The following is an 18,984-nucleotide window of genomic DNA, read 5'->3' on the forward strand; positions in this document are numbered from 1 at the left end:
TAACCTGATCAGCGCGCGGCGACGATGGTCGCGGTCGCCGGCTTGTCTACCCATCCGGCGCGGACATTCTCGGCATGGGCCAGGGCGCGCTCCTTGTCGGTGGCGAACCGCTCGTCCCAGTCCTGAAGACGGGGCCGGATCACAGCGAACCAGGCCGGCGGCACGAAGGCCAGCAGCACGCAGACCAGGAAGTGCGGCTGCTGCGGCCCTGTGCGGTCCGGCTCCAGCAGATAGAAGGGCTTGTAGCTGTCGACGTGATGGCCGGCGTGGTTGGTGATCTCGAAGCTGAGCACCCGCACCAGGGGGCTGAGGTGGTTCCACGTGTGACGCGGCGCGAACCGGCCCGGATGCTCGGTCACCAGACCGTAGTGGCCCACGTAGTTGAAGATCTCCAGGCTGACGCGCGGGATCAGACAGGCCCCCGCCACGCACAGGGGCGCGACCCACCCGCCGCCGATGACGGCCGCGGCGATCAGGAAGGCCGAAACGGCCAGGACCGCGCGAAAGACCATGCCGTGCCGGGAAATCATTCCGACGCCGCGCTTGGTGCAGACCATCCGGTCCAGCTTCCAGGCGTCCAGCATCTGATGCGCCAGGGAGCGCGGCAGGAAGGCGTACAGATTGTCGCCGCGACGCGCCGTGTCTGGGTCGTTCGGCGTGGCGACATGCAGGTGATGGGTCACCACATGGGTCCGCTCGCGCAGGGGATCCAGGATCAGCATCTGGCTCCAGCGGCCGAACACCCGCTGCCAGGGCGACCGGCGGTGGAACAGTTCGTGGATGGCGGCGGTGATCGGCACGAAGCCGATCAGACCGGCGTTCAGACTGGCGCTGACGATGGTCCCCGTCGTCCATCCGGCGCGGCCGACCTGCCAGGCCAGGACCGCGATCTGGACGAAGCCGAGCAGCACCGTGAAGATGATCACCGTGTCGTAGAGCGCCGGATAGCGTGGATCGCGACGGCTGAAATCACGCGGCAGCGCGATATCTATGACCAGCAGGGAGAGCACCAGGGCGGTACCGGCCCAAACCCAGGCCCCGCCGGCCAACAGCCCAGCGATGCTTACGCACACCACGAATGGCGAGATCAGATATTTGGCAGGATCTTTCACAGGCGCCTCCATCATTTTGACGGCAAACTAGCCCCTGGGGCCGGATCGCACCCCCACCGGAAGTTCGGGGTCGCCGCCCCACCCGCCGCCTATGGCTGGCGCCACGTTCAAACGCGGCGACGAAGAGAGGCGAACATGGCGATCGATCTGACCATCGAGGGCAAGACGGCGCGGATCGTCCTGAACCGGCCCGAGGTCGGCAACGCCCTGGACACCGACAGCTGCCGCGCCCTGCTCGACGCCGTTCATCGGTGCGAGGCCGATCCGGCGATCCGGGTCGTCATACTGACCGGCGCAGGGCGGATGTTCTGTGCGGGCGGCGATGTCGCGGGATTTTCGTCGGCCGGCTCGGACCTGCCCCGCCTGTTGCGCGACCTGACGGCGCCGTTGCACATGGCCGTGGCGCGCCTGGCGCGGATGCCCAAGCCGGTCATCACCGCCGTCAACGGCGCGGCCGCCGGCGCCGGTCTCAGCCTGGCCCTGATCGGCGACATCGTGCTGGCGTCCGACGCCGCCAGTTTCTCTGTGGCCTATCCCGGCGTGGGCCTGTCGCCGGACGGCGGAGCGACCTTCCTGTTGCCCAGGCTGATGGGTCTCAGGCGCGCCCAGGCCTTCATCCTGCTGAACCGCAAACTCTCGGCGTCCGAGGCCCTGGACCAGGGCCTGGCGACGTTCGTCTGCCCGAGCGCGGATCTGGCCGCTGAAACCCAGGCCATGGCGGAACAACTGTCGGCGGCCCCGACCCTGGCCATCGGGCGGTCCAGAATGCTGCTGGCCGACAGTTTCGCCGCCGCTCTCGAAAGCCAGCTGGAAGCCGAGGCGCGCGCCATCTCGGCCTGCGGGGGCGAGCCTGACGCCCTGGAGGGCGTCGCCGCCTTCGTCGGGCGTCGCGCCCCGGTGTTCGACCGCGACTGAACGCCAGGGCGAAGCCGCTTAGCGCCCATTCCAACCCCCAGACTTTGGATGGGGGGCATGCGGAGGGAAAGGGCGCAACACTCGGGTCAAACAGAAACGCGAGGAGACCCCCTGTGAAAGCCGTCGCCGCGGTTCTTAAGGAACCGAACACCCCCTTCGTGCTGGAGGAGCTGGATGTCGCCCAGCCGCGACCGGACGAGATTCTCGTCCGCATCCAGGCCGTCGGCATCTGTCACACCGACCTGGTCTTCGCCAGCGGCGCCATGGGCACGAACTTCCCCCTGGTGCTGGGCCATGAAGGCGCGGGCGAGGTCGTCGCCATCGGCGAGAAGATCACCAAGGTCGCGCCGGGCGACAAGGTTCTGCTGACCTTCGATTCCTGCGGTCACTGCGCCAACTGCGAAGCCGAGGCGCCGGCTTACTGCGACAGTTTCACGGGTCTGAACTTCGCCTGCGCCCGGCCCGACGGCACGTCGCCGCTCAGCAAGGACGGCCAGGCGGTTTCGGGCGTCTTCTTCGGCCAATCCTCCTTCGCCAGCCTGGCGGTGGCGCATGAGCGCAATGTGGTGAAGGCGCCGTCCGACGCGGACCTGTCGCTGCTGGCGCCCCTGGGCTGCGGCGTTCAGACCGGGGTCGGGGCGGTGCTGCGTTCGCTGGAGGCGCGCAAGGGCAGCGCCTTGGTCGTCCTGGGCGGCGGGGCGGTGGGCCTCAGCGCGGTGCTGGGCGGCGTTCTGGCCGGGTGCGACCCCATCATCCTGATCGAGCCGCGCCCCGAACGGCGCGCCCTGGGCGCGGAGCTGGGCGCCCACCATGTGATCGACCCGGCCGCTGGCGACATCACCGAGGCGGTGCGCGCGATCTCGCCGCGCGGCGTCGACAACATCGTGGACACCAGCGGTGTGGTGAAGGCGCTGGAAGGCGCCCTTGGCATGCTGGCCCCCAAGGGCGCCCTGGCGCTGATCGGCGTTCCGGGATCGCTGGATGCGGTCCTGCCCGTGCCGATCGTCGGCGCCATCACCTATGGCTTCACCGTCAAGGGTGTGATCGAGGGCGACAGCGATCCCGACGTCTTCCTGCCGCAACTGGTGGAGTGGACCCAGTCCGGCCGGCTGCCGCTGGAGAAGATCGTGCGACGCTATCCCTTCGCCGACATCAACCAGGCCATCGCCGACGCCCATGACGGACGTTGCGTGAAGGCTGTGCTCATTCTCGACTGACCGCGTTCCTGGAGCTTGTTCATGACTGACTATCTTCCCATGACCGTCGGCGGCGTCGATCTGGACGCCGAGAATCGACTGCAGATCCTCAACCCCGCAGACGGCTCGCCAGTCGGCGAAACCCCCGACGCCGGCGAGGCGGAGCTGGAGACGGCCATCGCCGCCGCCCAGGCCGCCTTCCCGAAATGGGCGGCGACGCCCTGGGCAGAACGCCAGGCCGCCGTCGCCGCCATCGGCCAGACCCTGCTGGACAACGCCGACGAACTGGCGCGGATGCTGACCCACGAGCACGGCAAGCCGATCGACCAGGCCGCGTTCGAGATCAACGCCGCCGGACAATGGTGTCTGGCCACATCAAGCTACGGCGATCCGGTCACGGTGGTGGAGGACACGCCGGAACACCGTATCGAAACCCACCATGTGCCCATCGGCGTCGTGGGGGCGATTTCACCGTGGAACTTCCCCGTCCTGCTGTCGATGTGGAAGATCGGCCCCGCCCTGCTGGCGGGCAACACCATGGTCTTGAAGCCCTCGCCCTTCACCCCCATGACGGTGCTGAAGATCGGCCAGCTGCTGCGCTCGGTCCTGCCGGCCGGCGTGCTGAACCTGATCACGGGCGGCGATCACCTGGGACCGCTGATGACCTCGCACGAGGCGTTCGGCAAGATCAGCTTCACCGGATCCACCGCGACGGGACGCAAGGTGATGCAGAGCGCGGCGCCGACGTTGAAGCGTCTGACGCTGGAGCTGGGCGGCAACGACGCCGCCATCGTCTTCCCCGATGTGGATGTGCGCGACACGGCCGAGAAGCTGTTCTGGTCCGCCTTCACCAACGCCGGTCAGATCTGCGTGGCCACCAAACGCGCCTATGTTCACGAAGAGGTCTATGACGCCGTGCGCGACGTCATGGCGGAAATGGCCCGGACCCTGCCGATCGGCGACGGGTCGCAGCAGGGCGTGGCCTTCGGTCCCGTTCAGAACCGCCCGCAGTACGACCGCGTGCGCGACCTGATCGCAGACAGCCGCGCCTCGGGCCACACGGTGATCGAGGGGGCCGCCCCGCCGCCCGGCGACGGCCTGTTCGTGCCGGTCACCCTGATCGACAATCCGCCGGAATCCAGCCGGATCGTCCAGGAGGAGCAGTTCGGCCCCGTCCTGCCGCTGATGCGCTTCAGCGACGAGAACGACGTCATCGCCCTGGCCAACGCCAGTGAGTTCGGCCTGGCCGCGACCGTCTGGACCAAGGACGAGGATCGGGCCATGCGCGTGGCTTCGCGCCTGGAGGCTGGCAGCGTCTGGATCAACGAAGGCCTGGCCCTGTCGCCCTTCGCCGCCTTCGCCGGCCACAAACAGTCCGGCGTCGGTCAGGAGAACGGCCTGGGCGGCCTGCTGGAATACACCAACCCCAAGACCGTCACCCTGCGGCGCGCACCCGTCGCGGCCTGACCGTCCGACATCCCTATCCTGCACGGCGGTCGAGCCTCTCGACCGCCTTTCTTTTCACAAGAGCACAAGACCCATGAGCCAAGCCTACGCCGTCGTCGAGCGGGACGGACCGTTGACGATCATCACGATCAATCGACCCGAGGCGCGAAATGCGCTGAACGGTCCGGCGCACGAGGCGCTGGGCGACGTCTTCGACGACTTCGCCTCGGACCCGGATCAATGGGTCGCCATCCTGACCGGCGCGGGCGACAAGGCCTTTTGCGCGGGACAGGATCTGAAGGTCCAGGCCGAGGGCGCCGCCCTGACCCTGCCGAGGCGCGGATTCGGCGGGCTGACCAGCCGCACAAGTCTGGACAAGCCGGTGATCGCGGCCGTCAACGGCTTCGCCTTCGGCGGCGGTTTCGAACTGGCCCTGGCGTGCGATATCGTCGTCGCCGTCGAGGGCGCCGCCTTCGCCCTGCCCGAACCCAAGGTCGGACTGGCGGCCCTGGCCGGCGGGCTTCAACGCCTGCCGCGCGAGATCGGGCTGAAACGCGCCATGGGCCTGATGCTGACGGGCCGTCCCGTCTCGGCGCGCGAAGGCTTCGCCCTGGGTTTCGTCAATGAGGTCGTCGAGGCCGATGTCCTGGGCGCGGCGCGCCGCTGGGCCGACGACATCCTGAAATGCAGCCCGATGTCCGTTCGCGCCACCAAGGCCGCCGTACTCGCCGGGCTGGACCAACCGCTGGACCAGAGCCTGGCCGAGGTCTGGACCGCCCCCGCGACGCTGAAGATGCTGGCCTCTGAGGACGCGCTGGAGGGGCCAAGGGCCTTCGCCGAGAAGCGCGCACCCGCCTGGAAGGGACGCTGAACCATGATCCTGTCCGAAACCCAGACGATGATCCGCGACGCCGTGCGCGACATGGCGCGCGAGCGGATCGCCCCCCACGCCGCGGCCTGGGAGGCTGCGGGCGCCTATCCGCCCGATCTGTTCAAGGACCTGGCCGACCTGGGCCTGATGGGCATGACAGCGCCCGCCGAACATGGCGGCGCCGAGGCGGACTATGTGTCCTACGCCCTGGCCCTGATGGAGTTGGCGGCGGCCGACGGCGGCGTGTCGACCGTGGTCTCCGTCCACAACGCGCCGGTGGTGGCGGCCCTGTTGCGCAACGGTACGGACGCACAGAAGGCCGCCTTCCTGCCCCGGCTGTGCGCGGGCGAAATCATCGGCGCCTTCGCCCTGACCGAGCCCGGCGCGGGGTCCGACGCCTCGGCCCTGAAGACCCGCGCGGTGCGCGATGGCGACGACTGGCGCATCGACGGAACCAAACAGTTCATCACCTCGGGCCGCATCGGCGGACTGACCATCGTCTTCGCCGTCACCGACCCGACGGCGGGCAAGCGCGGCCTGTCCGCCTTCCTTGTTCCCGCCGACACCCCCGGCCTGACCGTCGCCAAGCCCGAGCACAAGATGGGCCAGAAGGCGTCGGACACCTGCGCCCTGTCGTTCGACGATATGCGAATCAGCGATTCGCTGCGCCTGGGCGCGGAGGGGGACGGCTATCGCATCGCCCTGGCCAATCTCGAAACCGGCCGCATCGGCATCGCGGCCCAGAGCGTGGGCATGGCGCGCGCGGCTCTGGAGATCGCGGTCGCCTACGCCAAGGAAAGGGTCGCCTTCGGCAAGGCCATCCTCGAACATCAGGCTGTCGGTTTCCGCCTGGCCGATCTGGCGGCGCGGCTGGAGGCGGCCCAGCAACTGGTCCTTCACGCGGCGTCTCTCAAGGACGCCGGCCTGCCGTGCCTGACAGAGGCGTCCATGGCCAAGCTGGTGGCGTCCGAGCTGGCCGAGGTCGTGGTGTCCGGCGCGATTCAGACCCTGGGCGGCTATGGCTATCTGGAGGAGTACGGCCTGGCCAAGATCTATCGCGATGTCCGGGTGTGCCAGATCTACGAGGGCACGTCGGACATTCAAAGGATGGTGATCGCCCGCGCACTCTGAGGCTGATGCAGGGCGGCTTCGGTCGCCCTGTCCTGCCAAGACGCCGCACCCCGCCCCCAACTTTCGTACAGGTCGCCCGTCGCCCGCATCTCCTAGCGTCACTGCAAACGGCACAGACCGTTTTCTGATAACGCAATGGGAGGATTGCAATGAGGGGACCAATCGGTCGAAATTTTACCGCGATGCTGATCGCATCTTGCTCTGTCCCGGCCTTGGGGACGGCCGCGCTGGCGCAGACCGCACAGACCGAACAGTCGCAGCCCGAGACAGTATCGTCCGTGGACGACATCGTCGTGACGGCGCGCAAACGCTCTGAAACGGTCAATGACGTGCCGCTGACGATCCAGGCGGTTTCGGGCGAGGCCCTGACCCAGGCGGGCGTCAGCGACACCTCCAATCTGGTTCAGATCATCCCGGCCCTGAACTACAGCAAGTCCAGCGCCAACACGCCGATCTTCACGGTGCGCGGCATCGGCTTCAACACGCCGAACCTGTCGTCGACCTCCCCGGTCGGCATCTATGTGGACGAAGTCTCCTACGCCTATCCCTATATGGCCAACGGTCCGATCTTCGACGTGGCCCGGGTGGAGGTGCTGAAGGGTCCTCAGGGTCTGCTGTACGGTCGCAACACCACGGGTGGTCTGGTCAACTTCATCACCCAGAAGCCAGGTCAGTCGTTCGCCGCCTCGGCCACCGCCGAGATCGGCAACTATCAGACGCGCAATGTCGAAGCCTATGTCAGCGGTCCGCTGTCGGACACGGTGGGGCTGCGCATCGCGGTGCGCGCCGAAAACTCGGGCGAAGGCTGGCAGGAAAGCGTTTCTCGCCCCGGCGACCGCCTGGGTGAAAAGGACCGGACGGCGGCGCGTCTGACCCTGACCGCCAACCCCAACGACCGGCTCAGCCTGGACTTCACCGCCAACTACTGGCGCGACCAGTCCGACACCGTCGCGCCCCAGGCCATCCAGTTCCTGCCCGACCAGGCCGCGTTTGCGGTCCCCGGACTGTCCAAGGCGATCATCGCCAACCCCGGCTCAAAGAACGCGGACTGGGATGCGCCCGAGGCCGGCAAGCCTCCGTTCGCCACGGATTCGCGCTTCTGGTCGGCGGCGCTGCGCGGCGAACTGGCCCTGTCCGATTCCATCAGCCTGGTGTCCCTCACCGCCTATAACGATCTACGTCGGCGCGACTTCAACGACCTGGACGGGACGCCGTTCGAGACCCTGGCCTATGGGTCGAACGGCACGATCACCTCCTTCTCGCAGGAACTGCGTCTGATGGGGGATGCGGGACCGGTCGACTGGATCCTCGGCGCCTACTATTCCAAGGACAAGATCGTCGATGACCAGTTCGCCTATTACGGCCAGTCATCGACGGTCAGGCTGCTGCGCTTCCTCGGCGCCAATCGGGTGGTCCAGAACCAGTACACGCCGGCCCAGATCGCCTCGGGCATGCGCAACTTCCTGAACAATACGGCGCAGGACAGCCAATCCACCTCGGTCTTCGCCAACATCGACTGGAAGCTGGCCGAAAAGTTCACCCTGTCGGGCGGCCTGCGGTATTCGGACGACAGCCTGTCTTACCGGGGCTGCACCCGCGACATCGACGGTCGGGTCCTGCCGGTATGGAACACCGGGGTCGCCTTCGTCGTGCGCGCAACGCCCAACGTCCAGCCGAACGAATGCCTGACCTTCAACACCAACTTCACCGACAACGTCCCCATCGTGGAACGATCGCTGGACGAGGACAGTCTGGCGGGCCGACTGAACCTCAGCTTCGCGCCCAACGCCGACACGCTTCTGTATGCCTCGATCAGCCGCGGCTACAAGTCGGGGGCCTTCCCTGTGCTGGCCGCCAACAACGAAGCCCAGCTGGAAGCCGCCCGTCAGGAAGAGGTCCTGGCCTATGAGGTCGGGCTGAAGGCGACGCTGGACAGCGGCCGCCTGCAGTTCAACACCAGCGGCTATTTCTACGACTACAAGGACAAGCAGCTTTTCGGCGAAATCCCCGACCGGGTCTTCACCACCCTGACCCGCATCCTGAACGTGCCCAAGTCCGAGGTTTATGGCGCCGAAGCCGATGCGTCATGGCGGCCTGCGCCGTCCCTGCTGCTGAAGATCGGCGCCTCCTACACCCGCACCGAAATCACCGAATTCACCGGCTTTGATCGGGCGGGCGTCTCCACCGACTTCGCCGGCGCCCGCTTCCCCTACACGCCAGAATGGCAGGTGAACGGCCTGGTGAACTGGGATCATCCGGTCAGCGAGACCCTGGGCGTCAGCGCCACCCTCAGCGCCGCCTATCTGTCGGACGCCGAAGGCTCCATCGAAGCGGAGCCGGAGTTCCACATCGACGCCTACACCCTCGTGAACGCCAATCTGTCGCTCTACGCCCTGAACGACAGCTGGCGCGTGGGGGCTTATGTCAGGAATCTGTTCGACAAATACTACTGGACGAGCGCCGACACCAATGTGGACACGGTCGTCCGCATTCCCGGCATGCCGAGAACCTTCGGCGTCACACTGACCAAGTCCTTCTAAGTTCTCCCCGCTGACTGCGCCCCCGTTTCGACGGGGGCGCTATTTTTTTCGGGTGAAGACCGTTCGCAAGGACCATGCGGCCCCGCAGTCCGAGCGCGCGAGGCGTGGCGCGCCGCACATTTCCAGCTATGCTTCATCCCCTTGACGCCGGTCAGGGTGATCGGCCCAGGGAGGGCGGGCGTCGCTTGCGGGCCGCCAGTACGCTGGATCAGTCATCCCTAAAACTATGGCGTCTTGGCCGGCGACGCCTGCGCCAATGCGTCGTGACCTTGGTCTATCAGGGCTGGGGCGCGGCTGGGCGGCCGCCGCCTTCAACATTCTGTCGCTGCTGGAGGTCGAACTGCAAGGCGTCGGCCTTCAGGCTCGAACAGTGGCCGCGGTTCTCATGATGGAATGTCGGTTGCGCCTTTGGCCTCGAACGCATCCCGGATGTTCGGCCTGCCCAGCAACAAGAGCGACATCGTTCTCGGGATCGTCCAGGACGGCCCCGGTTTTTCGCACGGCAACCTTCCCCGATGCGTGTCGTTGTCAGACCCTCCCATGCGGCCCGGACCGCAATCTTCAGTCACGGTTAGATCAGAGGGATCGCGATGCCGGTCATCGTCGTCACAGGGGCCAGCGCCGGCATAGGTCTGGCGATCGCGGAACGGTTCGCTGAAGCAGGCTGGCAGGTCGTCGTCGTCGCCAGACAGGCCAAGCGTCTGTCGCAAGCCGTCGAACGGCTGAAACGCTCGGACGGCCGCGCCACTGGCATTGCAGGTGATGTTTCCAACCCAGAGTTCGTCGAGCAGGTCGGCCGCGATGTGACGCAAGCCTTTGGCGGCATCGACGTCTGGGTCAACAACGCCATGTCCACGGTCATCGGGCGCGATGAGGATCTGACCGACGCTGATTACCGCCGCGTCGCCGAGACGACCTATCTTTCGCAGGTCTACGGAACGCGGGCGGCGCTCCGGGCCATGCGGCCGAAGGACCACGGGGCGATAATCCAGATCTCGTCAGGCCTGGCGTTGCGCCCTGCCCCGCTGCAGGCTGCCTATTGCGGGGCCAAGGCGGCTGTCGATGGATTTACCGAGGCCATCCGGGCCGAACTGATCGCCGCCTCCTCGAACGTCACATTGACCACTGTCTATCTGCCCGCGGTCAACACGCCCCAGCCGCTGTGGTCGCGTAATCGCACGGACCGGGCGCAGATCATCCTCGATCCCCTGTTCGATCCCCGCCTCTGCGCGGACGCGGTCTGGTCCGCGGTGCAGAACCCGAGCCGCAAGATCTACGTCGGCCGCTCGACATGGCTGATGGCCCTTGCGCAACGACTGGCGCCGGCGCTGGCGGACCACAAGGCGGCAGACATGGTCGCCGCGCAGCAGGGCGGGCCCCAACTTCCTCGCCTGGGCAATCTCGATCAACCCGAAGAAGGACCGGCGGCGATTGATGGCCCTGATGCCGTACGGGTCATCATGCCGTGGATCGGCTTCATATCCAGTCGCCAGACGGCTGCGCTAAAGATCGCGGCGCTCGGCGTGTTTACGGGCCTTGCGCTGACGACGGGCTTTGCGATCGGGTCTTCGAAGCGATGATCGCGACGCCCTTCACGCCCCATCCCGCGCGTTCCTCAGACTCGCTACGGCCCGATGGATACGCCGCCCTGGAGAATTACGGCGTCTTGGGCGAGGGTCGCACAGTGGCCTTGTCAGCCCTGGACGGCGGCATCGATTGGTGGTGCGTGCCGGCGATCGACGCCCCGCCCCTGTTCGACCGCCTGCTCGATCCTGACGGCGGGCGGTTTTCCATCACACCCACCCAAGCCTTCACGGCGACCCGCCGCTATCGGTCTGACAGCAATGTGCTGGAAACGGAATTCACCACGGCCGCCGGCCGCGCCCGCCTGACCGAAAGCCTCAACAGCGGCACGGCCGGGCGGTTGCCGTGGTGCGAACTGGCCCGGCGCATCGACGGCCTGGAAGGTCAGGTGACGTTCGCTCTGGACATGCGTCTGGGGCGGCGGGGCGATACGGCCAATCCCTATCACTCCAAGATCGGCGAACACACGGTCTTCCATGTCGAGCGGGTGCTTGGTCTGTTCGTGCATGATCCACGCATCTCGTGCGACTGGTCCGACGAGGGCATTGTCGGAACGATCGTCGTCGGCGCGGGCGAGCGTCGCACGGTGGCCATCGTCGCCGGACGGGACGAGCCGCTGGTCGTTCCCTCCATCGAAGAGATCGACGCCCGCATAGATCTGTCTGATCAGGAGTGGCGGGACTGGGCGGCGCGATTGAACTGCCCCGGCCTGTATCGCGACGACTTCGTCCGCAGCGCCCTGGCGTTGAAGCTGCTGCTCTATTCCCCGTCGGGCGCCATCGCCGCGGCCGCCACCACCTCCCTGCCCGAGCGTCTGGGCGGCGACAAGAACTGGGACTACCGCTACGCCTGGCTGCGCGATGCGGGCTACACGATTGAGGCCTTCCTCGCGGCCGGCGCCCAGGCCGAGGCCAAGGCCGCCTTCAGTTGGCTGCTGATGCAGCTGAAGAACCATGGCGCCAAGGTCTGCTACAGCCTGGACGGCGCACTCGTGCCGCCGGAGACCGGCTGGGACATGCCGGGGTATCAGGGCTCGCGTCCGGTCGTCACGGGCAATCGGGCCGCCGATCAGGCTCAGCACGGCGTGTTCGGCGACATATTCGAGACGGCGTCCCGCTTCGTCGGCTGCGGCAACATTCTGGACAGCGCCAGCGCCCAACAGTTGTCCGAACTGGCGGACCAGTGCGCGGACGCCTGGCGTCAGCCGGACGCCGGCATGTGGGAATTAGAAGAGACCCAGCACTACACCATGTCCAAGATCAGCTGCTGGCAGGCCCTGGCCCGCGCGGTCGAACTGGCCGACGGCGGACAACTGCCGACGACCTGCAGGGACCGCTGGCGGCGGGAGCGCGACCGGATCTTCGACTGGGTCGAGACGCACTGCTGGTCCGAAAAGCTCCAGGCCTTCGTCATGTATCCCGGCAGCGAGAAGCTGGACGCCGCCGTCGCCCTGGCCGTCCGGTTCCGCTTCGACGGCGCGGACCGGCTTCGCGCGACCCTTAAGGCGCTAGACCGCCATCTCGGCGCCGGCGTGTTCCACTATCGCTACACCGGCATGCAGGACGAGGAAGGGTGTTTCATCGCCTGCTCCTTCTGGATCGCCGAAGCTTGGGCGACCCTGGGCGAGCCGGACAAGGCGCGGGCGCGCATCGACGGCCTACGCCAGGCCCTGGGCGGTCGTTGGGGCATGCTCACCGAAATGATCGACCCGCATACCGGCGCCTACCTCGGCAACATGCCGCAGGGGCTCAGCCACCTCGCCCATCTGACCGCCCTGACCGCCATCGGGCAGGCGCAGACTTCTTCCCCCCAGCCCGAAACGGAGACGTTCCATGACTGATCGCCTGACCCTGCAGGACCCGCGCGAGCAATATCCGAAGCCGCCGTTCCCCCGCCAGCCTCAGCCCGTCCCCGGAGAGGCGCGGGAGATGGACCCCAAGCCGGATCACGGCGAAACCAGCTATCAGGGCGCCGGCAAGCTGAAGGGCCGCAAGGCGCTGATCACCGGGGCCGACAGCGGCATCGGCCGGGCGGCGGCCATCGCCTACGCCCGTGAGGGCGCCGACGTCGCGCTGTCCTATCTGCCCTCGGAGAAGAAGGACGCCGCCGAGGTGATCGCCCTGATCGAGGCCGAGGGCCGCAAAGCCATCGATCTGCCAGGCGACATCACCGACGAAGCCTGGTGCCGGAAAATGGTCGAACAGGCCGTATCGGAGCTGGGCGGTCTGGACATTCTGGTCATCAACGCCGGGCGTCAGCAATACCGCGAAGATATCTCGCAGGTGACGTCGGAGGACTTCGACAAGACGTTGAAGACCAACCTCTACGCCATGCACTGGATCGCCCAGGCGGCCGCGCCCCACCTGCCGGCGGGCGCCTCGGTCATAACCACCGCCTCGATCCAGGCCTATGAGCCCTCGGCCATCCTGCTGGACTACGCCACGACCAAGGCGGGGATCGTCGCCTACACCAAGGCGCTCGCCGCCCAGCTGATCGAAAAGGGCGTACGGGCCAATGTGGTGGCACCCGGTCCGTTCTGGACGCCGCTGCAGTCGTCCGGCGGGCAGCCGCAGGAGGCGGTGATGAAGTTCGGCGAACAGGTGCCGCTGGGCCGTCCCGGCCAGCCCGTCGAGATCGCCCCCGTCTATGTGCTGTTGGCCTCGCAGGAAGGCAGCTACATCACCGGTGAAGTGTTCGGCGTCACCGGCGGCAAGGGCGTCGCCTGACAAAAACCATTGGCGGCGGGGCCCCCGCCGCCAATCGCTGTCTCTGCGGCGTCTAGCTGGCGACGGTGGCGACGGAGCCTGAATCCACTCGAATGCCGGCGCCATTGATGAAGCTGGCCCGCTCCGAACACAGGAACGCAACGGCCGCCGCAACCTCTTCCGGCCGGCCTCTGCGATCCAGCGTCATGCCGGGGCGTTCTTCCTTCAAGAAGCTCTTGATCGCCTCCTCGAAGGTTTCGCCCCGTTCCTTGGCGCGCTTCTCCATCATGGCGTCGGTCATCGGCGTGGCGATGAAGGCGGGCGAGACCGTGTTCACCAGCACATTGTCGCAGCCGTAGGCCTTAGACAGCCCCTTCGCCAGGCTGAGAATGCCGGCCTTCGAGGCGCAATAGGCCAGTTCATCGACGTAGGGCTGAACCGCATCCTCCGAGGCGAACAGGACGATACGTCCCCAGCCCGCGCGACGCATCGCCGGAATGGCCTGGCGGCACATCCGCACCGCGCCCATCAGATTGATGTCGAGCGTCTCCTGCCAACCGGCGTCATCAACGTCCAGGAAGTCGCCGGTCGCGCCCGTCACGCCTGCTGCGTTCACATAGATGTCTGGATCGCCCAGGCGGTCTCTGACCTCCGCCCAAAGCCGTTCGACATCGTCAGCCTTGGTCACGTCGCCGGTCACGCCGATGCACTCGCCCAAGGCGGAAAGCTCTCGGACGGCCTCGTCCAGCGTCCCGTCCGGCTTGTCGGTCAGCGCGACCCGCACGCCGGCTTCCAGCAGCAGCCGCGCCGTCTCCTTGCCCATGCCGGAATCGGCGCCGGAAATCAGGGCGACACGCCCCTTGATCCCGAGGTCCATTAAAACTCTCCTGTTTGTTGACGTTCAAGGAAGTGATCGGCCGTGCGCAGGGCCACGGCCATCAGGGTCAGGGCCGGATTGCGCGGTCGCGCCGGCCATCTCGGTGAAGTCTCGGATCAGGTCGGCGAGACGCTCCGGCTGTTCCTGGGGGATCAGGTGCGCCGCCTTCGGCACGACCACCACTTGGGGCCAACCGAAATGCAGCGCATTGCACCGGCGCTGCGCCGCCTCGCCCAGATCCCCGTCCTCCGCGCCGGCGATGATGAGGGCAGGCAAAGGAATGACGCCGGCCTGGGCGGACCAATCCTCGCGCGATCCGTAGGCCAGCCATCCCCGCCAGGCGTCGGCCGACGTCCGGCGAAAATCTGTGAGCGCCTGTTGAAAGGCGTTTTGCGGCAGGCCCTTGGCGGTATTGGCCTCGATGAACCGGCGCCCCCTGCCCTCCAGTTCTGTTGGATCGTCGAACCAAGTCAGCATGTCGGCGCGCCGATCCTCGTCCATCGGCTCCGAGGACGGCGGCGAACCGGCGACAAGCGCCACGCCAAGCAGCCCGCTTAAACCTGCCGCCCCGTCGCGCGCGCGCGCCGCAATCAGGGTCGCGAACTTGCCGCCCATGCTGTGGCCGACGATGACCCAGCGCGCGAGATCGAGATCGGTCAGACGGCGGCAAAGATCGTCGAGCACGACCTGCACATCGCAATAGCCTTCCGCTGCTCGGTCGCCGAACCCCGGAATATCCATCGCGACCGTCTGCATTTCATCGGAGAGCCGGCCGATGACGTCGTCCCATTCGCGACGGCTTGCACCCAACGAATGGAGGAATACGATAGTGGTGCGAGGGTCTGGGCGCATTGAGACGGCTTTTCGAGAGCGAAGACACGACACCGCGCGCCGTGGATCGGCGGGCGGTTCGTGCGGTTAGTTTTTGCGATGACCGGCGCCTGGCTCGCTCGTTTTCGGCGCCTTGCCGTCCTCGATACGAGCCTCATTTCGCAGATCGCGACCTGCCGGGACCTTGCGCTGCGCTTCGGCGCTGTCGCCCTGTTCGTCCAGTTCTTCTCTCAGAAAGCCCGCGGCTTCCTTGATCCGACCTTTGGGGCTCATGGACATTCTCCTGACCACCGCAATCGGGTGCGGTCGATCAGCGCGCCAGCGTCGCAATGGCTCCCGACAAAACCGACCTCGGACGTCAAAATCGGATGCAAGGCGTCTGGTCCTCAGGCCGCCGCGAGTTCGGTCAGAAGCCGTTCAATGAAAACCGCATCATGGGGTCGGTCGTTGGCGGCCTCCACGATGAGACGGCCGTCGGACCAGCGCCGGTCATCGCGCGCGGGAAAGGCCGTCTCCATATCGCGTCGGCGCGCTTCAGCAATCCGCAACGCCGTCGCCTTCGGACCCGACACGATCTCGGTGACGCCGGCGTCTCGGGCCAGCGCCGCGAGGCGGCGGGAGGCGAACAGATCCTCCGCAGGGTCTGGAAGCGGGCCGAACCGATCCTCCGCCTCGTCTCGCAAGGCGTCGACGTCCTCGGCCGTTCCTGCGCGCGCCAGTCGGGCGTACAGATTGATGCGAACGGTCGCGTCGGGGATGTAGTCCGCTGGGAAGCCCCCGGTCGCGCCGACGTTCAGGCTGGGAGCCGCCTGATCGGGGCCGCGGTCGCCTTTCGCCGCAGCGAGCGCGCGCGCCAGAACAGACTGATAGAGGGCCGAGCCGATCAGCCTGACGTGTCCAGCCTGTTCTTCGCCCACCAGATCGCCGCCGCCGCGCAGGTCCAGATCGCGTCCGCTGATCGCAAACCCGGCCCCTAACCGATCGAGGGCTTCCAAGGTCTGCAGACGGGCTTCCGTCGTCGGCGCCATCGGCGCATCGGGATCCGAAAGCAGATAGGTGAAACCCTGTCGCCGCCCTCGTCCGACACGGCCACGAAGCTGATGAAGCTGGGCCAGGCCGAAGCGGTCCGGCCGCCAGATCAGCATCGTATTGGCGCGTGGCACGTCGAGGCCGGTTTCGATGATGTTCGTCGCCAGAAGCACGTCCCCCTCCCCGTCGGAGAAGCGGCTCATGACATTGTCGATTTCAGCGGCCCCCAGGTCGCCGTGCGCCGACACCACCGATAGTTCGGGCGTCAGGGTTCTCAGACGTTGCGCCAGGGGTTCGATGTCGTCAATTCTCGGCACGACGACGAAACTCTGTCCGCCGCGCGCCTTCTCCCGCATCAGCGACAGGCGCACCGCGCCCGCGTCGAACGGGGTCATGAAGGTTCGGATCGGGCGACGGCGGGCGGGCGGGCTGGCGATAAGGCTGACGTCCTGGATTCCGACCAGGGCGCCCTGCAGGGTCCTCGGGATCGGCGTGGCCGACATCGACAGCAGATGCGGCGCCTTTCGCGCCAGGTCCGCCTTCATCTGGGCGCCGAAACGGTGCTCCTCGTCGATGATGACCAGCCCGAGTTCCTGGACCTCCAGCGCATCCGACGCCAAGGCCTGGGTGCCGACCACGATCCGCATGGACCCGTCCGCCAGCCCCGTCTTGACCGCCTTCGCCTCTGCAGCGTCCGCAGCCCGCGACAGATGTCCGATCTGGATGTCCTGGTCCTTAAAACGCTTCCTGAAGACCTCGAAATGCTGACGCGCCAGCACCGTCGTCGGCGCGACCACCATGACCTGCTTTCCGGCAAGGGCCACGGCCGCCGCAGCGCGCAAGGCGACTTCGGTCTTGCCGAAACCGACGTCGCCACAGACAAGCCGGTTCATGGGCTTGCCCGAGCCGAGATCGGCCAGAACCGCCTCGATCGCCTGCGCCTGATCTGGCGTTTCGGGAAAGGCGAAGCCGGCGGCGAAGCGCGCGAGCGCTTGACGTGGCGGCGCGATGGGCTCCGTCCTCAAGGCCGCGCGCGCCTCGGCCCGGGCGGACAGGGCCGCCGCGGCCTCGTCGATCTGGGCGCTAACCTTGGCGCGACGCTTGAGCCAGCCTTCGGTGTTCAGCCGATCCAGCGACACCGCGTCCGGCTCCGAGCCGTAACGCCAAATCTTGCCGAACTCCTCGATCGGCGCGAGGACTGCGCCCCCGCCGTGATACTCGATGCGCAAGACGTCGCGCTCCATCCCGTCGGCGGTGACGCATTCCAGCGCCTTCAGCACGCCAAGGCCGTGGTCTTCATGAATGACCACATCGCCCAGCCGAAGTTCAGTGTCCCCGAAAGCGTCGACGGAACCGGAAGATCCGCGCGCGATCCGGCCGCCGAAGATGTCCGACGGGGTCACGACGACGAGACCGGCTTCCCGCTGTTGAAAGCCGGTGTCCAGGTCAGCGACAACAAGGCCGATCCGCCCCGGCGCGAGCGACGCGATCGCGTCCCAGTCCTCCAGGGCCACGGGCGCCTCGACGCCCTGGCGGCGAAGCAACCGCGCGAGACTTCGGTGCTCGTGCGCTAATCCCGTCAGGACCACGCGATCGCCCGCGTCACACCGGTCGGCGATAAAGCGTTTCAGCGCCCGCCCTGGCGCTCGCTCCAAGGCGAAGACGGGCGCCGACGCGAAGGTCTCGACGGCCAAGGTCGTCGCACCTTTCAAGGCCCGACCAATCTCGGCGTCCGACAAATAGACACGGTCGGGTTGGAGAGGCGGCGCGCCGTCGCTGAACCGCAGGCGGGTGTCATAGGCCTCGATCACCTGCGCGCCTAGGCGTGCGAACCGATCATCCAGACCGATGTCGGTCAGGATCGCCGGGTCGGCGAGGAAATCGAACACCGTCGTCGCGCGCGCCCCGTCCCGCGACGCCCTCGCATCGGGATCGTCGTGGTCGTCGCGCGCACCCGCGCCTGGCCCCCATTCGGAGGCTGGCGTCAGACAGAGCGTCGCGGTCTCCGCCTCTCGACGCTGCGACACGGGATCGAAGGCGTGGATCTCGATGATCCGGTCCGCCTCATCGAGGGTCAGGCGATAGGGTTGGGCCGAGGCGGGCGGGAAGACATCGATCACCGCGCCCAGCACCGCATATTCGCCGGGCTCATCCACGCGCTCGTCCGCCGCGTAGCCCGCATCGCGCAGGAAGGTCTCGAACGCCGCGCGATCCAGCGTCTCGTCGGCCTTCACACGCAGGCGGGCGTCGATCCGTTCACGCGGCGGGGTGCGTTGCGCCACCGCGTCCGGAGAGGTGATCAGAAAGGTCCGACGGTCGCCCGTTTCGGCCAAGGCCGCCAAGACCGCCATTCGCCGGCCCATGCTCTCACGCGAGGGCGCTGCGCGGTCATAGGGCAGGCAATCCCAAGGCGGCAGGACCAGAACTTCGGCGTCACCGACCATGACGGCGAGCGCGGCCGCGATCTCGTCAGCACGACGTTCGCTCGTTGCGACAAAGACGACAGGCTGCAACGGCGTCGTCTCCCTTTGCGCCAGTGCGGCTGCAACGGCCGACGCCGGCATCTTCCAATCCTTCCGATCGTCGGGGCGAGGCACTGGCCCCTCGACCAGAACCTGTTGGCCCGTGGCGGTCATGTCGGGGATGTCGGGTGAGGCGATCATCCTGGCTCAACACCAAGGATCGGCCGGGGTTGCGCCCGCTTCCGTACGCCCGTCCCAGCAATCGCGACCGCGCGCGCCCGAGGC

The 18,984-nt window shown here is 67.2% G+C and carries 14 protein-coding genes; 9 read left to right on the plus strand and 5 right to left on the minus strand.

Going from position 1 to position 18,984, the window contains the following annotated elements:
* Window positions 1-8: 8 nt before the first annotated feature.
* Window positions 9-1,112: a fatty acid desaturase gene (locus ACYX4P_RS16490; RefSeq protein WP_248118233.1), complete on the minus strand. Its 1,104-nt coding sequence runs from the start codon at window positions 1,110-1,112 to the stop codon at window positions 9-11.
* A 135-nt stretch (window positions 1,113-1,247) separates the two neighbouring features.
* Between ACYX4P_RS16490 and ACYX4P_RS16495 the strand changes: the two genes are divergently transcribed.
* From ACYX4P_RS16495 to ACYX4P_RS16535, 9 genes are all read left to right on the plus strand, one after another.
* Complete coding sequence (locus ACYX4P_RS16495; protein ID WP_248118235.1) at window positions 1,248-2,027, plus strand: enoyl-CoA hydratase/isomerase family protein; 780 nt, start codon at window positions 1,248-1,250, stop codon at window positions 2,025-2,027.
* 113 nt (window positions 2,028-2,140) lie between these two features.
* Window positions 2,141-3,244: an NAD(P)-dependent alcohol dehydrogenase gene (locus ACYX4P_RS16500; RefSeq protein ID WP_248118237.1), complete on the plus strand. Its 1,104-nt coding sequence runs from the start codon at window positions 2,141-2,143 to the stop codon at window positions 3,242-3,244.
* A 21-nt stretch (window positions 3,245-3,265) separates the two neighbouring features.
* A complete protein-coding gene (locus ACYX4P_RS16505; protein WP_248118239.1) occupies window positions 3,266-4,690 on the plus strand; it encodes an aldehyde dehydrogenase family protein in 1,425 nt (474 codons plus the stop codon).
* Between the two features lie 73 nt (window positions 4,691-4,763).
* A complete protein-coding gene (locus tag ACYX4P_RS16510; protein WP_248118241.1) occupies window positions 4,764-5,540 on the plus strand; it encodes an enoyl-CoA hydratase-related protein in 777 nt (258 codons plus the stop codon).
* A 3-nt stretch (window positions 5,541-5,543) separates the two neighbouring features.
* Window positions 5,544-6,671, plus strand: a complete 1,128-nt coding sequence (locus ACYX4P_RS16515; protein WP_248118244.1) for an acyl-CoA dehydrogenase family protein — start codon at window positions 5,544-5,546, stop codon at window positions 6,669-6,671.
* A 182-nt stretch (window positions 6,672-6,853) separates the two neighbouring features.
* Complete coding sequence (locus ACYX4P_RS16520) at window positions 6,854-9,211, plus strand: TonB-dependent receptor (RefSeq protein ID WP_476070046.1); 2,358 nt, start codon at window positions 6,854-6,856, stop codon at window positions 9,209-9,211.
* A 590-nt stretch (window positions 9,212-9,801) separates the two neighbouring features.
* The gene (locus ACYX4P_RS16525; RefSeq protein WP_312570477.1) at window positions 9,802-10,791 is read left to right on the plus strand and encodes an SDR family oxidoreductase; all 990 of its coding nucleotides are present in this window, start codon (window positions 9,802-9,804) and stop codon (window positions 10,789-10,791) included.
* Window positions 10,788-12,635: a glycoside hydrolase family 15 protein gene (locus ACYX4P_RS16530; protein ID WP_248118250.1), complete on the plus strand. Its 1,848-nt coding sequence runs from the start codon at window positions 10,788-10,790 to the stop codon at window positions 12,633-12,635. Before ACYX4P_RS16525 ends, ACYX4P_RS16530 begins: the two co-directional genes overlap by 4 nt.
* Window positions 12,628-13,521: an SDR family oxidoreductase gene (locus ACYX4P_RS16535; RefSeq protein WP_248118252.1), complete on the plus strand. Its 894-nt coding sequence runs from the start codon at window positions 12,628-12,630 to the stop codon at window positions 13,519-13,521. Before ACYX4P_RS16530 ends, ACYX4P_RS16535 begins: the two co-directional genes overlap by 8 nt.
* A 52-nt stretch (window positions 13,522-13,573) precedes the next feature.
* Here the strand turns inward: ACYX4P_RS16535 and ACYX4P_RS16540 are convergent, their stop codons facing one another.
* The 4 genes from ACYX4P_RS16540 to ACYX4P_RS16555 form a co-directional block, all read right to left on the minus strand.
* A complete protein-coding gene (locus ACYX4P_RS16540) occupies window positions 13,574-14,377 on the minus strand; it encodes an SDR family NAD(P)-dependent oxidoreductase (protein WP_248118254.1) in 804 nt (267 codons plus the stop codon).
* 24 nt (window positions 14,378-14,401) lie between these two features.
* Window positions 14,402-15,229, minus strand: coding sequence for an alpha/beta fold hydrolase (locus ACYX4P_RS16545; RefSeq protein WP_248118256.1), 828 nt, complete (start codon window positions 15,227-15,229; stop codon window positions 14,402-14,404).
* A gap of 66 nt (window positions 15,230-15,295) precedes the next feature.
* Window positions 15,296-15,487, minus strand: a complete 192-nt coding sequence (locus ACYX4P_RS16550) for a hypothetical protein (RefSeq protein ID WP_248118258.1) — start codon at window positions 15,485-15,487, stop codon at window positions 15,296-15,298.
* A 107-nt stretch (window positions 15,488-15,594) separates the two neighbouring features.
* The gene (locus ACYX4P_RS16555; RefSeq protein ID WP_248118261.1) at window positions 15,595-18,900 is read right to left on the minus strand and encodes a DEAD/DEAH box helicase; all 3,306 of its coding nucleotides are present in this window, start codon (window positions 18,898-18,900) and stop codon (window positions 15,595-15,597) included.
* Window positions 18,901-18,984: the final 84 nt, after the last annotated feature.

This window comes from Brevundimonas sp. ABV4_179 (genome assembly GCF_056311945.1).